Source organism: Dyadobacter koreensis, assembly GCF_900108855.1.
GTDB classification, from domain to species: Bacteria; Bacteroidota; Bacteroidia; order Cytophagales; family Spirosomataceae; genus Dyadobacter; species Dyadobacter koreensis.
Genome location: NZ_FNXY01000004.1, coordinates 446,215 through 463,206, shown reverse-complemented (window position 1 = coordinate 463,206; position 16,992 = coordinate 446,215). Strand labels below are relative to the sequence as shown.

At 41.2% G+C, this 16,992-nt stretch carries 15 protein-coding genes; 7 read left to right on the top strand and 8 right to left on the bottom strand.

From position 1 onward, the window contains the following. Window positions 1-65: 65 nt before the first annotated feature. From ppsA to BMY70_RS14220, 5 genes are all read right to left on the bottom strand, one after another. Window positions 66-2,672 (bottom strand): phosphoenolpyruvate synthase, encoded by a 2,607-nt coding sequence (gene ppsA, locus BMY70_RS14240; protein ID WP_090335902.1) that lies wholly within the window; start codon window positions 2,670-2,672, stop codon window positions 66-68. A gap of 25 nt (window positions 2,673-2,697) precedes the next feature. Further along, window positions 2,698-3,156, bottom strand: a complete 459-nt coding sequence (locus BMY70_RS14235) for a MarR family winged helix-turn-helix transcriptional regulator (protein WP_090335900.1) — start codon at window positions 3,154-3,156, stop codon at window positions 2,698-2,700. A 263-nt stretch (window positions 3,157-3,419) separates the two neighbouring features. After that, window positions 3,420-3,923, bottom strand: coding sequence for a shikimate kinase (locus BMY70_RS14230; protein ID WP_090335897.1), 504 nt, complete (start codon window positions 3,921-3,923; stop codon window positions 3,420-3,422). 29 nt (window positions 3,924-3,952) lie between these two features. After that, window positions 3,953-5,047 carry a BT_3928 family protein gene (locus BMY70_RS14225; protein ID WP_090335893.1) on the bottom strand — a complete coding sequence of 365 codons (1,095 nt, stop codon included), beginning with the start codon at window positions 5,045-5,047 and terminating at the stop codon, window positions 3,953-3,955. A gap of 30 nt (window positions 5,048-5,077) precedes the next feature. After that, a complete protein-coding gene (locus BMY70_RS14220; RefSeq protein ID WP_090335890.1) occupies window positions 5,078-5,623 on the bottom strand; it encodes a DUF1599 domain-containing protein in 546 nt (181 codons plus the stop codon). Window positions 5,624-5,795: 172 nt separating this feature from the next. Between BMY70_RS14220 and folP the strand changes: the two genes are divergently transcribed. The 5 genes from folP (at window position 5,796) to BMY70_RS14195 (ending at window position 11,208) form a co-directional block, all read left to right on the top strand. Then, a complete protein-coding gene (gene folP, locus BMY70_RS14215) occupies window positions 5,796-6,659 on the top strand; it encodes a dihydropteroate synthase (RefSeq protein WP_090335888.1) in 864 nt (287 codons plus the stop codon). A gap of 24 nt (window positions 6,660-6,683) precedes the next feature. After that, complete coding sequence (gene cdaA, locus BMY70_RS14210; protein WP_090335885.1) at window positions 6,684-7,487, top strand: diadenylate cyclase CdaA; 804 nt, start codon at window positions 6,684-6,686, stop codon at window positions 7,485-7,487. A 107-nt stretch (window positions 7,488-7,594) separates the two neighbouring features. After that, on the top strand, window positions 7,595-7,858 hold the full coding sequence (gene rpsT / locus BMY70_RS14205) for a 30S ribosomal protein S20 (RefSeq protein ID WP_090335882.1): 264 nt from the start codon (window positions 7,595-7,597) through the stop codon (window positions 7,856-7,858). 309 nt (window positions 7,859-8,167) lie between these two features. Further along, window positions 8,168-9,439, top strand: a complete 1,272-nt coding sequence (locus BMY70_RS14200) for a lactonase family protein (protein WP_090335879.1) — start codon at window positions 8,168-8,170, stop codon at window positions 9,437-9,439. Between the two features lie 155 nt (window positions 9,440-9,594). Further along, window positions 9,595-11,208 carry an ABC-F family ATP-binding cassette domain-containing protein gene (locus BMY70_RS14195; protein WP_090335875.1) on the top strand — a complete coding sequence of 538 codons (1,614 nt, stop codon included), beginning with the start codon at window positions 9,595-9,597 and terminating at the stop codon, window positions 11,206-11,208. Window positions 11,209-11,274: 66 nt separating this feature from the next. On the opposite strand, the gene BMY70_RS14190 is transcribed toward BMY70_RS14195, so the two are convergent. Beyond that, window positions 11,275-11,910 (bottom strand): gluconate 2-dehydrogenase subunit 3 family protein, encoded by a 636-nt coding sequence (locus tag BMY70_RS14190; protein WP_090335872.1) that lies wholly within the window; start codon window positions 11,908-11,910, stop codon window positions 11,275-11,277. A 32-nt stretch (window positions 11,911-11,942) separates the two neighbouring features. Next, window positions 11,943-13,682: a GMC family oxidoreductase gene (locus tag BMY70_RS14185; protein WP_090335870.1), complete on the bottom strand. Its 1,740-nt coding sequence runs from the start codon at window positions 13,680-13,682 to the stop codon at window positions 11,943-11,945. Window positions 13,683-13,972: 290 nt separating this feature from the next. On the opposite strand from BMY70_RS14185, the gene BMY70_RS14180 reads away from it, so the two are divergent. Then, window positions 13,973-14,929, top strand: coding sequence for an L-threonylcarbamoyladenylate synthase (locus BMY70_RS14180; RefSeq protein ID WP_090335867.1), 957 nt, complete (start codon window positions 13,973-13,975; stop codon window positions 14,927-14,929). A 7-nt stretch (window positions 14,930-14,936) separates the two neighbouring features. Here BMY70_RS14180 and BMY70_RS14175 read toward each other — a convergent pair whose 3' ends face one another. Beyond that, a complete protein-coding gene (locus BMY70_RS14175) occupies window positions 14,937-16,367 on the bottom strand; it encodes an ATP-dependent DNA helicase (RefSeq protein WP_090335865.1) in 1,431 nt (476 codons plus the stop codon). Window positions 16,368-16,508: 141 nt separating this feature from the next. Between BMY70_RS14175 and BMY70_RS14170 the strand changes: the two genes are divergently transcribed. Continuing rightward, complete coding sequence (locus tag BMY70_RS14170) at window positions 16,509-16,949, top strand: CBS domain-containing protein (RefSeq protein ID WP_090335863.1); 441 nt, start codon at window positions 16,509-16,511, stop codon at window positions 16,947-16,949. Window positions 16,950-16,992 lie beyond the last annotated feature (43 nt).

Genomic DNA, 16,992 nt, shown 5'->3' with positions numbered 1-16,992 from the left:
CTGCTTTTTTTACGGTTTTTAAAATTTTAGCTCCCTAAGGATTTACAAAGTGATCCGCATATCTGCTATTGCAGAATTTCAATAAATCCGTCCGTTCCATTTACACGGATTTTCTGACCGTCCCTGATTAATTTGGTAGCAAACTCGACACCTACAACAGCTGGTAAACCATATTCTCTCGCAATGACTGCGCCATGAGTCATTAACCCGCCAACTTCTGTAACAAGACCTTTAATTGAGACAAATAAAGGAGTCCAACTCGGATCAGTAAAAGTGGTAACCAAAATATCGCCATCAGCCAGGTCGGCATCTTCAATATTAAAAATAACACGGGCACGTCCTTCTATGATACCAGCAGAGACAGCGAAACCCGCAAGTGCGCCCGATGGTAAATTTTCCAATTCATATTCACCTGAAATAATTTCGCCTTCTGATGTGATCATGCGAGGTGGAGAAAGTTTCTTAAATCTTTGGTATTCAATTTTTCGCTTGTTAACCGTCAAATAATCGATTTTTTTTGTAAGAAAAAGTTCATGGAGTTCATGAAACGTCAAGTAGTATATGTCTTCTTTATCGTAAATGATATTCGTATTAAACAGATGCTCTGCTTCTCTCAATAAAGCTTGTTTGTATACAAAATAGCGACATATCAATCCATACTTTGGATATTCCCGATAGCCGATGAAATTACGAAGAATACCGATCTGTCGGATGGTCTCCCGGACCTTGTTCTCCCCATCAGGTAAATAGCGCAACCGATCCAGCAATTCTTTTTCTTTTTTTAAGGCCTCCTGGCGTCCAATTTCAAATTTCTGATTACTGGCACCCGCTTGAAAGTTTTTTATATTACTAAGGATTGTCGCAAAAATTGTAGTTGGTTTTTCACTCCAACGCGATCTCGTAATATCGATTTCGCCGGCGCATCTCATTCCGTATTTCACCAGAAAATCTTCTATTGCATTAAGGCTTTCCTGTCCGCCTTCGAGATGTATCAGTGTGTCTGTTAAACAATCATTTTTCGTGAACCTTAGATATTCTATTACTTCCGGATGTGGACGAATTATGTCTGCAACATCCAAAAGAGCAAGTCCCATTTCTGATGTAATGTTGTTATGCACGGACTGAGAAAGTATATCTGCCGCGTTCTTCTCGCCAAGCCATTCATACATTTTTTCGTTTAGCCATGATGATGCTTCGATTGCGGCCATAATTACCTGATGGCTTTGCGGGTCGAACAGAATTTGTTTTAAGCGTTGAATATCTTCCAGAATGAAATCGGTTAACAGCGTTCCCGACTTAGTTTCTATATTTTGTTCTAATTCTTTGATCGACGTTTGGGATTTATTTATTAAGCTGGCAACAATCGAAGGATTGATCCGGGATACTTCCGGCAGTTTCGGTCGAGATTTTATGTCATCATTTTTAATATGAGAATCAGCGGCCAACAACCGAATAAAATTCTCGCGTTTGATAATTGTCCTGAGTGCATCTCTGACCAGCGGATCTGACTTTCCCAATGTGTCTAAGAGTCTTTGCCTGCCAGCGGAAGTACTCAGCATATTGCTTATATCGACAAATAACCTACCTCCGGCCGTGCGCATGGGGGCGGGAGTTGTCAAAAGAAAAAAGGAAAGTCCTAACGGCTTCATTGCATCGGTCATCATTTGCTGATGACCGACCGAGACATATACGTGATTTTCAGCGTCGTCGGTTTCCGGAATTGGAAACAGCGTTGAAATCGGCCGACTTTGAACAAAATAAAATTCATGACTCACCAAACACCATTCAATATCCTGGGGTTGGCCAAAATGATTCTCAATCTTACGTCCCAGGCGTTCCAGTTCGATAATTTCTTCGTCAGTAAGCGTCTGAACATTTTGTAGATTGGTTTTAATCTCCCGCTCTTCGGTACCACCTTTTTTTGCCGGAAGAACGACAATTTTTTTATTCGCAATTTTTTTATCAATAATCCGGCCTTCAAGAACTTTATAATTATCTGCACTCACGAGTCCGGAAACTAATGCTTCGCCAAGTCCAAAACTTGCGTCGATAGAAAGTATTTTCCGGTTTCCGGCAATCGGGTCGGCTGTAAATGAGATCCCAGAAACTTCTGAAAAAATCATTTTTTGAATGACAACGGATAAATAGACGTTGCGGTTATCAAATCCATTTTGTAAACGGTAGATAACCGCCCGGTCTGTATACAAGGACGCCCAGCATCTGCCTATGTGCTTCAGTATTTCTTTTTTTCCGTAAATATTAAGATATGTATCTTGTTGTCCGGCGAAAGATGCATCCGGTAAATCTTCGGCCGTTGCACTGGACCGTATCGCAAATGAAGTTTGATCACCCCAGCGTTCAAGATTAAACAAGATCTCACGTTCAATGGCTGCTGGAATTGTGAGTTCTTCGATTACCCTTCTGATTTTTGCACACGTTTCAAAAATCTCTTTTTTGTTCTTGCTATTTAAATTCGATAGATAATCCAGCAATACATTAAATTTTCGGCTTTTCCCGGTAACTTCTTTATATGCTTTGGTTGTGATACAGAATCCTTCCGGAATTGCTATGCCTGTTATTCTTGAAAGCTCACCCAGGTTGGCACCTTTGCCACCAACTGTTTCTGAATCCTCTTTTCTGATTTTTTGAAAATCTACTACATAGTTTATCATCTAAATCACTATTAAAAATGGAATACTATAAGTTGGAGTTGATGTTTTTCGCTGAATCATTCATAATCTCGATTGCCGACTGAAAATATGTTTCAAGAGTCTTTCTTTCTTCCTCTGAAAACGACGACAAAAGAATTTCAGTCTTGTTCCGAAATTCGGCATAGAGCGGTACCAATAAAGCCATGATATTTTCCGTATTCGGCTCAATTAATACCTTCCGTCGATCTTCATTTGCAAACTTTCTTTTAACCAGATTCCTTTTTTCAAATCTGTCGATCAAACCAGTCACAGCACCTGTCGTTAATCCTGTCAAAACAGACAGTTCGCCGGCTGTCATCTGACCTTTCTCGATCAAAAAGCCAAGATATTTATGGTCTGTGCCGGAGAGTGAGGCTTTTCTGGCAACGGCTTCATGCATCTGGATAGACGAAAAGGCATATTGTTGGCTAAGCTTTCGGAGCTTGTCGGTTAATTTTTCATCCATAGATATCTTGCTGTCTAATTATCTTAGCAGCAAAGATAGTTGGTTAAATGCCAAATATTAACGTCTTTAATTTAAAAGACCGAGAGATTGTGTGGCAGTGCTACGGATGGAATTAGAATTATGGGATCGCAGAGTCAGAATTGTTAAGGAGCTGTTAGATGTACTTAACATTTACCTGCGAAAATTAAAGGAATGCTTTTATTGGGAATACTATTTGGACAGTCATGAATTTGCTTATTCACGACCACTTATATATAATTATGTTATAATAATGGCCTAACTATAGCCGCCAGTTGACTGGCTTCACTATCTCCGGAGATTGTATAATCCGCCTGCGAGTAGTAGGGGAGCCGTTGCTGGTATTTTTGCTCTAATTCTTTTTCAAGAGAAGCAGCACCGGATAATAACGGACGATCATCTTTTCCGTGATTCTGAATGCGTTTGGCAAGTTCAACGTGATGCACATCCAGGAAAATACTGATTCCGTTTTTTTTTATAAAATCCATATTGTCAAAAAAACAGGGAGCGCCACCTCCAGTCGCAATTACCACACGCCGGTTTTCAATTGTGTTTTTTAAAATACGGCTTTCGACCTCTCTGAAATATGGTTCACCCTTTTGAGTGAAAATCTCATGAATGGTCATATGCTGATCTTTTTCGATCAGTTTATCCATATCAACAAAACGATAATCAAGAATACGCGCAAGCTTTTTCCCCAAAGTAGACTTTCCGGAAGAGGGAAGCCCGATTAGAAATATGTTTTTCATTAATTGTATTACAAATTCTTCTATTGATATTATTTGGCCACATCTTCCAAAACTTCCTCCGCTGTCGGGGTGTCGTTGTAATGCCATTTTCCTTTGACCGTCCCATCTTTCAACAACCACAAACCCGGGTTGGAACGCGATATTGTTTTCAGAACCGTCGCATCCACATAATAGAAAGGTAAAGTAAGCTGGTGTTGTGTAAGGAATTTTGTGATTTCTTCGCTACTTGCAGACGTCAGCACTATCGGCTCAACTCCTTGTTTTTTAACGGCATTAACAAGTTTTTGAATATCTGGAAAAGCGGCAGTATTGATATCTGTCAGGTTTTTGATGATAAGAAATAGCTTTTTACCTTTAAAAGTTTCTTCCGTAAAATCGCCCTCGTCATTCCACACCCTGAAATCGGTAATGGTCGGTTTTGCGTCTTCGTTCATCACGATCATATCCTTAAATACCATCGTGGTGTCGGTCGGATATTGTTCAAATTCCAGTTCCTTGCCGTCTTTTGTGAAAATATACTTGTATTGCAAAGGTTCAGAAGGCTTCATCTGCGCAGGAATATTTGCTCCGACGCGGTATGCCAGAAGGTCAAATATCGGAAGATGTCTCAACGAATACACAGCCATCCCTAAAGATGCCAAAGTTGACAGTGCAACGATAAAACCTGTGGGCTGCGATTTGAAAATTTTCCGCTTATAAATAATAATTAATATCAGAATTAACAAGAATATGTCTTTTCCAAAAGAGGTCCACGGAGTTAATTTGATTGCTGCACCAAAACAACCACAGTCTGTTACTTTGTTGAAATAGGCGGAGTAAAACGTGAGGAACGTGAAGAACACGATGATTAGCAGTAAAAGCCAGGAGATTGTTTTTGGCTTATATCCGACTAGTAGTGCTATGCCCAAGACAACTTCTGCTGCGCAAAGAAAGACGGAAAAGTATAATGCGAAAGGGATAAGAGCCTCGAAAAAATGCTGAAAAGCGGAAAAATCTGTTGCGAAAACCTCAAAATATTCTTCAAGTTTATATTGGGTACCAACAGGATCGTTTAGTTTTATTAATCCTGAAAAGATAAATAACAGCCCTACAATAACCCGGGAAATGTGCGCAAGAATTTTCATTTGAAACAATTTTGTTAGGCAACTGTACGATTAGTTTGTTTGAAGACCGTTTGATTTGATCAGACAAAACACGGAATAATTAATAATGTCCTGATAGCCCGATTTTACTCCTTCGGAGACTAGTGTAAATCCTGAATTATCTTCAATTTGCTTGATTCGTAACAGCTTCATCAGGATAATATCAGTCATTGAACTCACACGCATATCTCTCCATGCTTCGCCGTAGTCATGATTTTTGTCAAAAAGCAGTTCCTTGACGGCGCTCACCTGCGTGTTGTAAAACTGTGTAAGCACATCTGCATTGATATCACTTTTATCAGCTCCAAGCTCAATCTGGATCAATGCCATTACACAGTAGTTGATGATCCCAATAAATTCTCCTGCAATATCATCGTTCACTTTCTGGACACCTTTTTCCTGTATAGTCCGGATTCGCTGAGCCTTGATAAAAATCTGGTCCGTTATCGAAGGAATGCGCAAAATGCGCCATGAAGTTCCGTAATCTTTATTTTTTTTTGTAAAAAGATCTTGGCAATGCTGAATGATTTCCTGATATTCCGCTTCGGTCGATTTCACGCGTACTTAATGTGTTTGGCTTAAATTAATTCTTAAAACGTACAGTAATAATATTGGATGGCAGCTCTGAAATTAAGTTGAAGTTCTGGCCGGAGATATTCGAGATAACGACTCGGCCGTCTGTCATTAATTGAGAAAAACACGCTTTTTATTCTAATATCATTGCTATTATATGGCGCAAGTTAGTAAAAAAACGATCAAAATTCAGGGACGGTTAGTGGATCTTTCTGTTCCCCAGGTGATGGGGATTTTAAATATAACACCGGATTCATTCTATTCCGCCAGCCGGACAGAATCCATGGATGAGGTGACGGATAAGGCAGGAAAAATGCTGGAAGACGGCGCGTCGATGTTGGATGTCGGCGGTTATTCCACACGACCAGGAGCAAAGGAAGTTGGGATTGAAGAGGAAACCGAACGTGTGGTTCCGGTGATTGCGCACTTGAATAAGTATTTTCCCGAACTTATAATTTCTGTTGATACCTTTCGTTCAAAAGTGGCAAGAGAGTCAGTTTTAAACGGGGCGCATATTATCAATGACGTTTCAGGCGGTATTTTAGATGATGAAATGTTCGAAACGGTTGCAGAACTAGGCACACCTTATATATTAATGCATATGCGGGGCACGCCCCAGACGATGAGCAAGCTGACGGATTATGATTTGCTAGTACCAAGGATTATACATGAATTACAGGAAAAGCTGATTCGTTTGCGCGAAGCTGGAGTTCCTGATATCATTATTGATCCGGGTTTCGGTTTTGCTAAAACAATTCCTCAGAATTTTTCCCTGATGAAAAATTTGTCTGAATTTCACAAATTAGGTTGTCCGTTGCTCGTCGGAATTTCGCGAAAAGGTATGATTTACAATACCTTAAAAATAACTGCGGCTGATGCTCTGAACGGAACAACAATTTTGAATACAATTTCCTTACAGCAAGGTGCCTCAATTTTGCGTGTTCATGATGTAAAACCTGCCGTAGAGGCTGTAAAACTGTGGATGGCTACTAGCGGTATCAATGAAAAAATAGTAAATTAGTCGCGAAATAATATTGAGTTTCTTATGCGTGTTGGTTTTTTGAATGTTAACTGGACTGATATTCTGGATGTTTTTTTGGTATCGATTCTTCTTTATCAGATTTATTTCCTTGTCCGGGGCAGCATAGCGAGCAGAGTTTTTTTAGGGTATTTATTCGTTTATGTCTTTTACCTCGTTGTCAAAGGTCTTGGGCTTGGTTTATTGACAGCCATTCTTCAATATTTTATGGGCGTCGGTGCGGTTGCACTGATCGTGATTTTTCAGCAGGAGATTCGACGCTTTCTTCTTATTATTGGGAAATCGACGATTTATACGAATAATGAATTCCTGAAAAAGATCCTGGGAAATACGGTACTTGATCTCAAAAACAAAAATCTCAAGGAAATAATTGACGCCAGCAAGACCATCGCCTCTAACTTTAATGGCGCTTTGATTGTCGTTAACAAACGGGACGATCTCGGTAAATTTATCGAAACGGGTGAATTACTGGATGCGAGAGTATCGAAGCCATTGATCGTTTCGCTTTTTAATCAATACAGTGAACTTCATGATGGGGCAGTCGTGATCGTTGACGGGCGCCTCAAAGCTGCGCGTTGTGTATTGCCCGTTGCTGACGGTGTCGACGTTCCTTCTTCTCTCGGTTTTCGTCACCGCGCTGCGATGGGAATGAGTGAAGCGACTGACGCTGTGGTAATTGTGATTTCAGAACAGACTGGTAAAATCTCGCTTGCTGTGGAAGGCGAACTCTTGAGCAATATACCCGTGTCAGAACTTGAAACGCGCGTTGCAGAATACCTGTCCTCTGATGTCCAACGTTTAGTCAAATAGAAAATAGGGTTTATTGAAATATATTTCTTGCTAAAGTTGCGTTTCTAATATCGTATGCCTATTTTTGCAGACCGATTCTAAGAATTGAAAAATATCATCATTATACAATGGCAAATCATAAATCAGCATTAAAAAGAATTCGTGCCAACGAAACGAAACGTTTGCGTAATCGTTACCAACACAAAACAACTCGTTCTTACGTGAAAAAATTGCGTGAAACGACTGACAAAACTGTTGCGATAGAAGTTTACAAAACTGTTTCTTCTATGTTGGACCGTTTGGCAAAGAAAAACATTATCCATAAGAAAAAAGCATCTAACCAAAAATCGAAATTAGCTAAATTGGTTAATTCGTTAGCGGTAGCAGCATAAGCAGCTTTTTTACTAAGATATTTGCCCCGATAGTTTACTGTCGGGGTTTTCTGTTATGCTGCTGTTTGAGTCTGTGGTTAAGACTAAAAATATTTCTAGAATTTTTTGATTAATTAGAGGAAACCGTCGGTTTGATTCAAAAAACGGGGTAGTCAGCAAGTAAATCTTGTAGATTAAATCTTTTATAGTCTATATTGCGATCTGTTAAACGAAACCTTGTAATGCCTGCAAACAGGTTCGCAAGGTTTCTTTTAATAATAAGCTGTTTATGTTTTATTAAAAATCAATTATCTAAAACTTTCTTTTTCTATGAAAAAAGTCGCATTATTTGCCGGTTTGGCAGCTTTGGGAGCGGTTCCTGCAGTTGCTCAATCGCCTATTAATTTTAACGCGAGAGGCCTTGTGGTTGTTTCCGATGCTGATATGTCAGCCTCTGCGGTAGTTGATGGGAAGCTATTAAGAGACAACACAGCAAAAGATGTTTTAACATCAATTAAATTCCCGATAGAGAGAAGCAAGTCGGTAGGCAATGCGTTGGTTTCAAACTCAGCGCTCGGATCGGGGAAAACAATGGCAGTTCCTGCAACTGGAGGGCTGGCTTATGTACTTGAAAGTCGCTTGCGTCCTGACGACGGAGTAGCGGAATATAAAGATGCGGCTTTGGAGTTTCCTGCTGGCGAAAAACTTTTTGTTGTAGATATCGCAAACCTGGCATCGCCAAAAGCGAAGTTTGGTTTTCCGGTTGGTAAATACCCGACTGCGATTGATATCAATAAGAATGAATTGATCATTTCTACACGTCAGGCTGGTAAAGATCTTGTTTTTATAGAATCTGCTCCGGATGGAAAACCTGCAAGATTTTTGAATTTACCTTCTGGTATCGATTCAACTAATAAAATTGTCGATGTTACCTGGCATCCTTCAGGCGATTATATCGCATTTACGCTTGGCAAAACTCACGAAGTCGGTTTGTACAAAGTTTTGCGTGAAGCAGGAAAATTGAAAAACGTTGAGTTGGTTGGTAAGCCAATTGCAGTTGGTACAGAACCTGGTTTCGGGAAATTTTCACCTGATGGGAAACACTATTTTGTCGTGGATTCAAAGGGTGAAGCTGGTAAAGGTGCCGGTGAAGGGGAATTATTTGTAGTAGACTTTTCAATGGATGGGGCTGTGGAGCACAAAATCGCAAGCAAAACTGCTATCGGTGTGAACACTGGCTCATTTGCAATAAGTCCGGATGGAGCTTCACTCGTTACGGTGAACGCTGCAAAAAGTGGCAGCCCATGGACGGAAGCAGGAGCAGCGACTGGTGCGTCGTTGAGCTTATTCAAACTTGCAGCAGACGGCGCTCTGACCAAAGTTTCTGATTATCCGTTCGAAGGTGTTTATCCTCAGAGTGTCGCTTTTGATAAGGATGGATCGAATCTTGCCGTTTCGGTTTACGAATATCTTGATTATGGTAACGGAACAGGAGGCGTAGAATTCTGGACGGTTACAAAAGGAGACGCGCCGGCTTTGAAAAAACAGGGAGCCAAAGTGAGTGTTGGAAAAGGAGCACACACATTGCGCGTGATCCCTTGATCTGATAGCAAATATATCAATGAAGAGGCCGGTGTTAATCGGCCTCTTTTGTTTGGGAAGTTTATAGAAACTGAGGATATCATTATCTTCAATCATAGATTATCCCTCTATTTTTTGTAATTTTGCACTTTCATTCATAAAAAATTAGTTTTAAGATGATTACGGTTCAGAACGTATCCTTGCGGTACGGCAAAAGGGTGTTGTTTGACGAAGTAAATATAAAGTTTGTACCTGGAAACTGTTATGGTATAATAGGGGCGAATGGAGCAGGTAAATCGACATTTTTGAAAATCCTTTCAGGCGAAATTGAACCTCAAACAGGTTTGGTAAGCATGAATCCCGGCGAACGGATGACTTTCCTTAAACAGGATCAGTTTGAGTTCGACGCATATACAGCCATGGATACGGTGATTTTAGGGCATGAGCGTCTTTATAAAATCATGAAAGAGCGTGAAGCAATCTATGAAAAAGAAGATTTCACGGATGCAGATGGAGAAAAAGCCGCAGATCTTGAAGCTGAATTCGCTGATTTGAATGGCTGGGAAGCTGAAACCGAAGCCGCACAATTATTAAGCGGTTTGGGTATAGGTGAGGACATGCATGGAACGTTAATGGGTGATTTGAATACAAACATCAAGGTTCGTGTTCTTCTTGCACAAGCGTTGTTCGGCAACCCGGATGTTCTTCTTCTGGATGAGCCAACCAACAACCTTGACGTCGAGATGGTACTATGGCTGGAAAATTTCCTTGCCGATTTCAAAAACACAGTGATTGTTGTATCCCACGACAGACACTTCCTGGATGAAGTTTGTACGCATATTGTCGATATCGATTTCAGTAAGGTACAGATGTTCTCCGGTAACTATTCTTTCTGGTACGAATCAAGTCAGCTTGCTATGAAGCAGCGTCAGGATCAGAATAAAAAATCTGAGGAGAAGCGCAAGGAACTTGAAGATTTTATTCGCCGTTTCAGTGCGAATGCTTCGAAATCCAAGCAAGCGACATCACGTCAGAAATTGTTGGAAAAGCTTACGATTGATGATATCAAACCTTCATCACGTAAATATCCATATATCGCATTTAAATCAGAACGCGAGGTTGGCGATCAGATTTTGACCGTTGACGGATTGTCTAAAACCACTGAGGATGGCTTGAAGTTGTTTAACAACATGAGTTTCAGCGTTAATAAAGGGGATAAAATTGCTTTTGTGAGTCGTAACACTTTGGCAATCAGTGCATTTTTTGATATTTTAAATGGCGAGCAAAAGGCGGATAAGGGAACCTTCAATTGGGGTGTGACGATTACAAAATCTTATTTTACGAAAGACCCAACTTCATTCTTTGATGTTGACCTGAATTTAGTTGACTGGCTTCGTCAATATTCTGAGGAGAAGGATGAAAGTTTTATCCGCGGTTTCTTGGGTCGTATGCTTTTTTCGGGAGAAGAATCACTTAAAAAAGCGAAGGTTCTCTCCGGAGGTGAAAAAGTTCGTTGTATGTTATCACGCACGATGCTTTCAGGTTCAAATGCGTTGATCATGGATGACCCGACCAACCACCTTGACCTTGAATCAATTACAGCATTAAATAACGGTCTGATTGATTTTTCAGGTTGCCTGTTGTTTTACTCTCATGATCACCAGTTCGTACATACCATCGCGAACCGTATTATCGAAATAGGACCGAAAGGAATTCTGGATAAGCTGATGTCTTATGACGATTTTCTTAAAGATGAAACCGTTAAAGCCCAGCGCAACGCTTTATATTAAGATTAGATTACGCACAAAAATAGCGGCCGTCAAATTGTTGACGGCCGCTATTTTTTATTTTATTGATTAGTCTTTCGTAAATCCGTATTGCTTCAAAACTTCTTCCGGTGGACCCGCCCACATATTTGGTGTATTTCCAACATAACCGATGTCATCAATACCAATTCGCGTCGTATAAAAGCCTGACGCTGTAAGATTTCTCATCAGATTAAAAAACGCAACGCCCTGGCTGAAAATAGGTTTCGCATTTTCGGGGTAAGCGATATCGTCAACAATTTGAATTCTTTGAGCCGGGGTTAAAAGCGTAAAAGTCTTTTGGAAACGTTTACTCGACTCTCTGTCGAGCCATTTCAAACCTCCACGCATCGGAATCTGATGCTGAGGCATATCCTTTACAATGAATTCGATGAATGCGGGTACTCCTGCATCGGATGCACTTCCGGATTTCGAATCGGCTGGTATGATAATATCAGCTAAAACTTTGATCGTCGCCAATTCTGATACGGTGAAGAATTTTTCCTTCATCAATTTTGCATCGCGAATCGCCTCTTCTTTCTGACGTCCTCCTGGAATTTTCAGAGGGGTTTCAGGGGGTAACTGGCTTTCAATTTCCCGCGCTTCCGCCAAGGCCTCCTGAGGATTCATCGCCGCGAATCCCAGTGAGCTAAGTGTTAATGCTTTTAATGAATCTCTGCGTTTCATTTTTCTATAATTTTAATCACCGGAAGTGATTATTATAAATTCTTTTGTTTAATCTGTTCAATAATATGGTCAGAAGCTCTCCACGACAGCGCGAGGATAGTCCAGGTTGGATTTTTATCTGCCTGGGATACAAAAGACCCGCCGTCAACCACGTATACATTTTTGGCATCATGCGCTTGTGAAAATTTGTTCAGAGCAGAAGACTTTTTGTCATCACCCATTCGAACAGTTCCCACCTCATGGATAATACGGCCGGGTGCAGCGATACCGTAATTAGTGTCAGCGCCTGGCTTCGTTCCCAAGGCAACTCCACCCAATGCATGGATCATTTCCTCAAATGTCTCATGCATATGTTTTGCCTGCTTGATCTCGTAGTCAGTCCAGTTGTAATTGAACCGCAAGACAGGAATACCATATTTGTCAACTACATTCGGGTCGATTTCGCAATAATTATTAACGTTCGGTACGGCTTCTCCACGTCCGGCCATCCCTACGTATGCGCCATAGAAGCGGCGATAATCTTCTTTGAGGGAAGCACCATAACCACCTGCCTGTTTGGTTGTGCCGTTTGCAGTTGGATACTTGCCGTTCAATCCTTCAATCCCTGAACCGAAACCGTAACTTGGCATCCCCATACCACCACCGTATTCGATGTGATAACCACGTGGAAAATCAAGTTTTTTGTTATCTAGCCACCAAGGAGTATAAACGTGCATACCGCCGACACCGTCTTCGTTATAGCGCTTACGGTCCATCAAATGCGGAAGAAATGCACTGCGTGATGCGCCAGTCGAATCGTGAAGATATTTACCAACCACGCCGCTTGAATTCGCAAGACCGCCTTCATGCCGACTTGATTTTGAGTTCAGTAACAAACGGGCAGATTCTCCCGCGCTTGCTGCCAAAACTACGACTTTCGCTTTGATAGTATGCTCAGTAAGTTTCTCACGATCTACATAGGAAACGCCAGTCGCCAGTCCCGAATTTGGATCTGTCAAAATCTCGCGCGCCATTGCATTATTGATCAGGGTAACATTTCCGGTTTTTACAGCGGGGATAACCAATACAGAAGAGGACGAGAAATCGGCATATGCCTGGCAGGAACGACCGCATTGGCTGCAATAAAAACACACGCCGCGTTGATCATTAATTGGCTTCGTCAGAATCGAAAGGCGCGAAGGAATAACCGGAATATTTGCCGCTTTTCCTGCTTTCTTCAAAAAATGCTCATGCAAACGTGGTGGAGGTGGCGGTAGGAAAATTCCGTCCGGCTCGTTGTGAATATTTTCAACTGTTCCGAAAACCCCTATCAGCTTGTCGACCTGATCGTAATAGGGTTTCACATCGTCATAACCAATCGGCCAGTCGTCGCCCAACCCATCAATGCTATGTCTTTTAAAGTCGTTTGGCCCGAAACGCAAAGAAATCCTTCCCCAGTGATTGGTACGGCCACCCAGCATGCGTGAGCGGAACCAGTCAAATTTTGTGCCATTTTTATGTGTATATGGTTCTCCTTCAAGCTCCCAGCCTCCCCATGCAGCATCAAAGTCTCCAAAAGGGCGGGTGGTGCTTGCACCGCGGCGAGGAGATTCCCAAGGCCATTTTAATTGGGTAATGTATTTAGGATCAGCCGGATCAAAATATCCACCAGCTTCCAGAAGGGCTACTTTTGCACCCGCTTTTGCAAGCTGATAAGCAGCCATCCCGCCTCCTGCTCCTGATCCAATAATGCAGACATCAAAAACAGCAGGTTGTTCTTTAATTTGGAACATAGTAAAGGATTGATTTAGAAAATACTATTTATTCAATAAATATAAACATGTAAAGCATAACAGTAATCGATCTTAAAGCTTTTAAAACTAATTTAAAAAGAATCTAAATGAGATCAGGTTCTGTCCGACGTCGCGTTTAGACCAATAGAGAAAAAACGATTTAGCAAAACATATGGCAAAGCATATCAAGGTGACATTCTGAATACTGAATTTTGTATAAAAAGTACCGCTCAAATATCTATTAAAAACGTTTTCCGTACCTTTGTAGTCTAAAATAAGAGAATTAGATTTTGGCTATCATTGGTAAGGATATAAATCAGGCGAAGGAGTTTCTCCGGAAGAAACAATTAGTTGCAATTCCCACAGAAACGGTCTATGGATTGGCCGGAAATGCTTTGGATGAAAAAGCAGTTTTGTCCATTTTTGAAACAAAGAACCGGCCATCGTTTGACCCGTTGATCGTACATACGGATTCTCTACAAAAATTGGAAAAATACGTAAGCGAAATTCAGCAGCAGGCTTATTTATTAGCTGAAAATTTCTGGCCGGGACCGTTAACTTTGCTGCTTCCTAAAAAGGAGATCATTCCCGATCTTGTAACTTCGGGACTAGACACAGTAGCTGTAAGAATCCCGAATCATCCACTGACACTTGAACTTCTTGCAGCATTGGATTTTCCGCTGGCAGCACCTAGTGCCAATCCATTTGGCTATATTAGTCCGACCTCTGCGCAGCACGTCAATCAGCAATTAGGAGATCAGATCCCATACATTCTGGATGGGGGAGAGTGTGGTATTGGTATTGAATCGACGATTATCGGTTTTGTTGATCAAATTCCGACCGTTTACAGGTTGGGAGGTCTGGCGATTGAAGATATTGAAAATGTGATCGGCGAAGTAGCTATAATGTCTCATTCGTCTTCGAACCCCAAAGCGCCGGGTATGTTGAAAAGTCACTATGCGCCAAGAAAGCCCTTCTTTTTAAGCGAACGAAACAATATGCCTCAACCGGAAAACGGATTATCTGCATATCTTCTGTTTGATCATTTTATCGAATCCATTGATAAAAAATATCAACGTCTGCTAAGTCCGTCGGGTAATTTGAAAGAAGCAGCTCACAATTTATTTGCTTATCTGAGAGAGCTGGACAGTCAGCCTATTGACAGGATTTTTGCTGAATTTGTTCCAGATAAAGATCTTGGAAAAGCTATAAATGACCGGTTGAAAAGAGCTGCGGCGATTGATTAATTCCTGATCAGCTTTTGAAGAAGTAGGAGTGAAAATTCATTAAGAAAACCTCATCCGTTGCCCGCGTGATTGCGGTATATAACCACCGGATAAATTCACTGTTAATCTGTTCTTCCGGAAGATACCCCTGATCAATAAAGACTGCGCTCCACTGGCCGCCCTGTGCTTTATGACAAGTAAGAGCATAAGCGAACTTGACCTGCAAAGCGTTTAGGTAAGGATCTTTTCTAAGCGCTTCCGAACGTTCTTTTTTTGATTTTATATCGGAATAATCTTCCAGGACACTTTCGTAAAGTTTTCGGTTGTCTTCCGAAGATAGGGCAGGAGAAGCCGAATGAAGTGTATCAAGCATAATCTTCGCATCAAATTCCGGCTGTTTATCGTAATCCGTAAGTCGCAGAACCACATCAGCAAAACGGAAACCGTGAATTTCCTGTGTTTTTTTGATTTTAAGGAGTTCAACGAAATCGCCGTTTGCGATAAATCCTGCCGGTGAATCTTCATCAAGTACCGAGTAATTATTACGGACAACCATAAGCCGGTCACCCGCATCCAGTTCTTCTTCCGAGAAATTTATTTGACGTCTGATGTATTCATTATATTGAACAGCCGATTTATTGGAACGAGTCAGTATAATGGTGTTTTCCTGACCATGTTTATCAAAAGCATAACGAAGACCTTCTTCCAGTTTTTCACCGGTCATCCGGAACGTGTCCCGGTATGTTTTAGTCGTGATATGAATATCCGGCTTTTCGTTTTTCAGCTGATCACGAAGTTCGGTCGCATTGTATAGTATCCCTGATTGCTCATCCTGACGCATAACTTCCGTCAATTCTTCTTCAAAAACTGACATGTAGAAGTTTTTTTCCAGATAAGCCTTGTCCAGTGCGGGGCTCAACGCCTTTCCGACCGGAGGCAGCTGAGCCATATCACCGATTAGCATCAGTTTGTTACCAGGATTTTCAAATACAAATTCAATAAGATCAGCCAGGAGGCTGTGATTTCCATAATCCGCCTCATCACTGATCATCGAAGCTTCATCTATAATGAAAAGTGTGTTGTCGTGATAATTCTTTTGCCGTTGAAATGTCAGGCTTCCTGAGAAGGAGTCGGAGGTTTGTTTATAAATTTTTTTATGGATCGTAAGTGCAATCTTTTCGGAATAATTAGACATCACCTTAGCCGCTCTTCCGGTGGGAGCAAGCAGTACGGATTTAAAACCATAATTTTTGAGCACTTGAATCAACGTACTGACAATTGTCGTTTTACCGGTTCCTGCATATCCTTTGAGTAAAAAGCAATCACGATACCTTTCCAGACCACTTTCTTCGATCAAAAAATCATCCGTCTGCGCAAAGAAACGAAGTTGTCCCTTGGTTGGTCTGAACGGAAATTTTTTAACAAGTCTCTGTGACGGCAGTATTTGATTCGCTTCCATGCTTGCGAAACTACACGATGAAAAGCGAATATCAAAGTCGACATTGAGTAACAAAAATATACTTTGAATTTATTGGACTTTTCCATAGTAAATAGCTATATTAGTTTTCAAGTTCATCTTTTCATCATAACCTGAACGTCTATGCAAGTATATCAAGTGCTCGCCAGCAAGTCCATCGATGCTATTTTCTCGATCACAAAAGAGACAACCGTTTTCCAGGCATTGGAGCTCATGGCAGAAAAAAATATCGGTGCTGTCCTGGTTCTGGAAGATGGAGAACTGATCGGTATATTTTCCGAGCGTGATTACGCGCGAAAAGTAATCTTAATGGGCCGTGCTTCTCGTGACACACTCATTGGTGACGTCATGACGGATAAAGTGATAACAGTTGAAACCGATCAGAAAATTGAAGATTGTATGCAGATTATGTCAGATAAGCATATCCGGCATTTGCCTGTCAACAGAAAAGGCGAATTGGTGGGGATTATATCGATCAACGATATCGTATCCGCTATTATCCGCGAACAAAAAGCCCACATTAAATCTCTCGAAGGATATATCTCGGGTACACCATACGCCTGATTTAGCGCTGACATGCAAATTTACCCTGTGAAATTCACCAGGG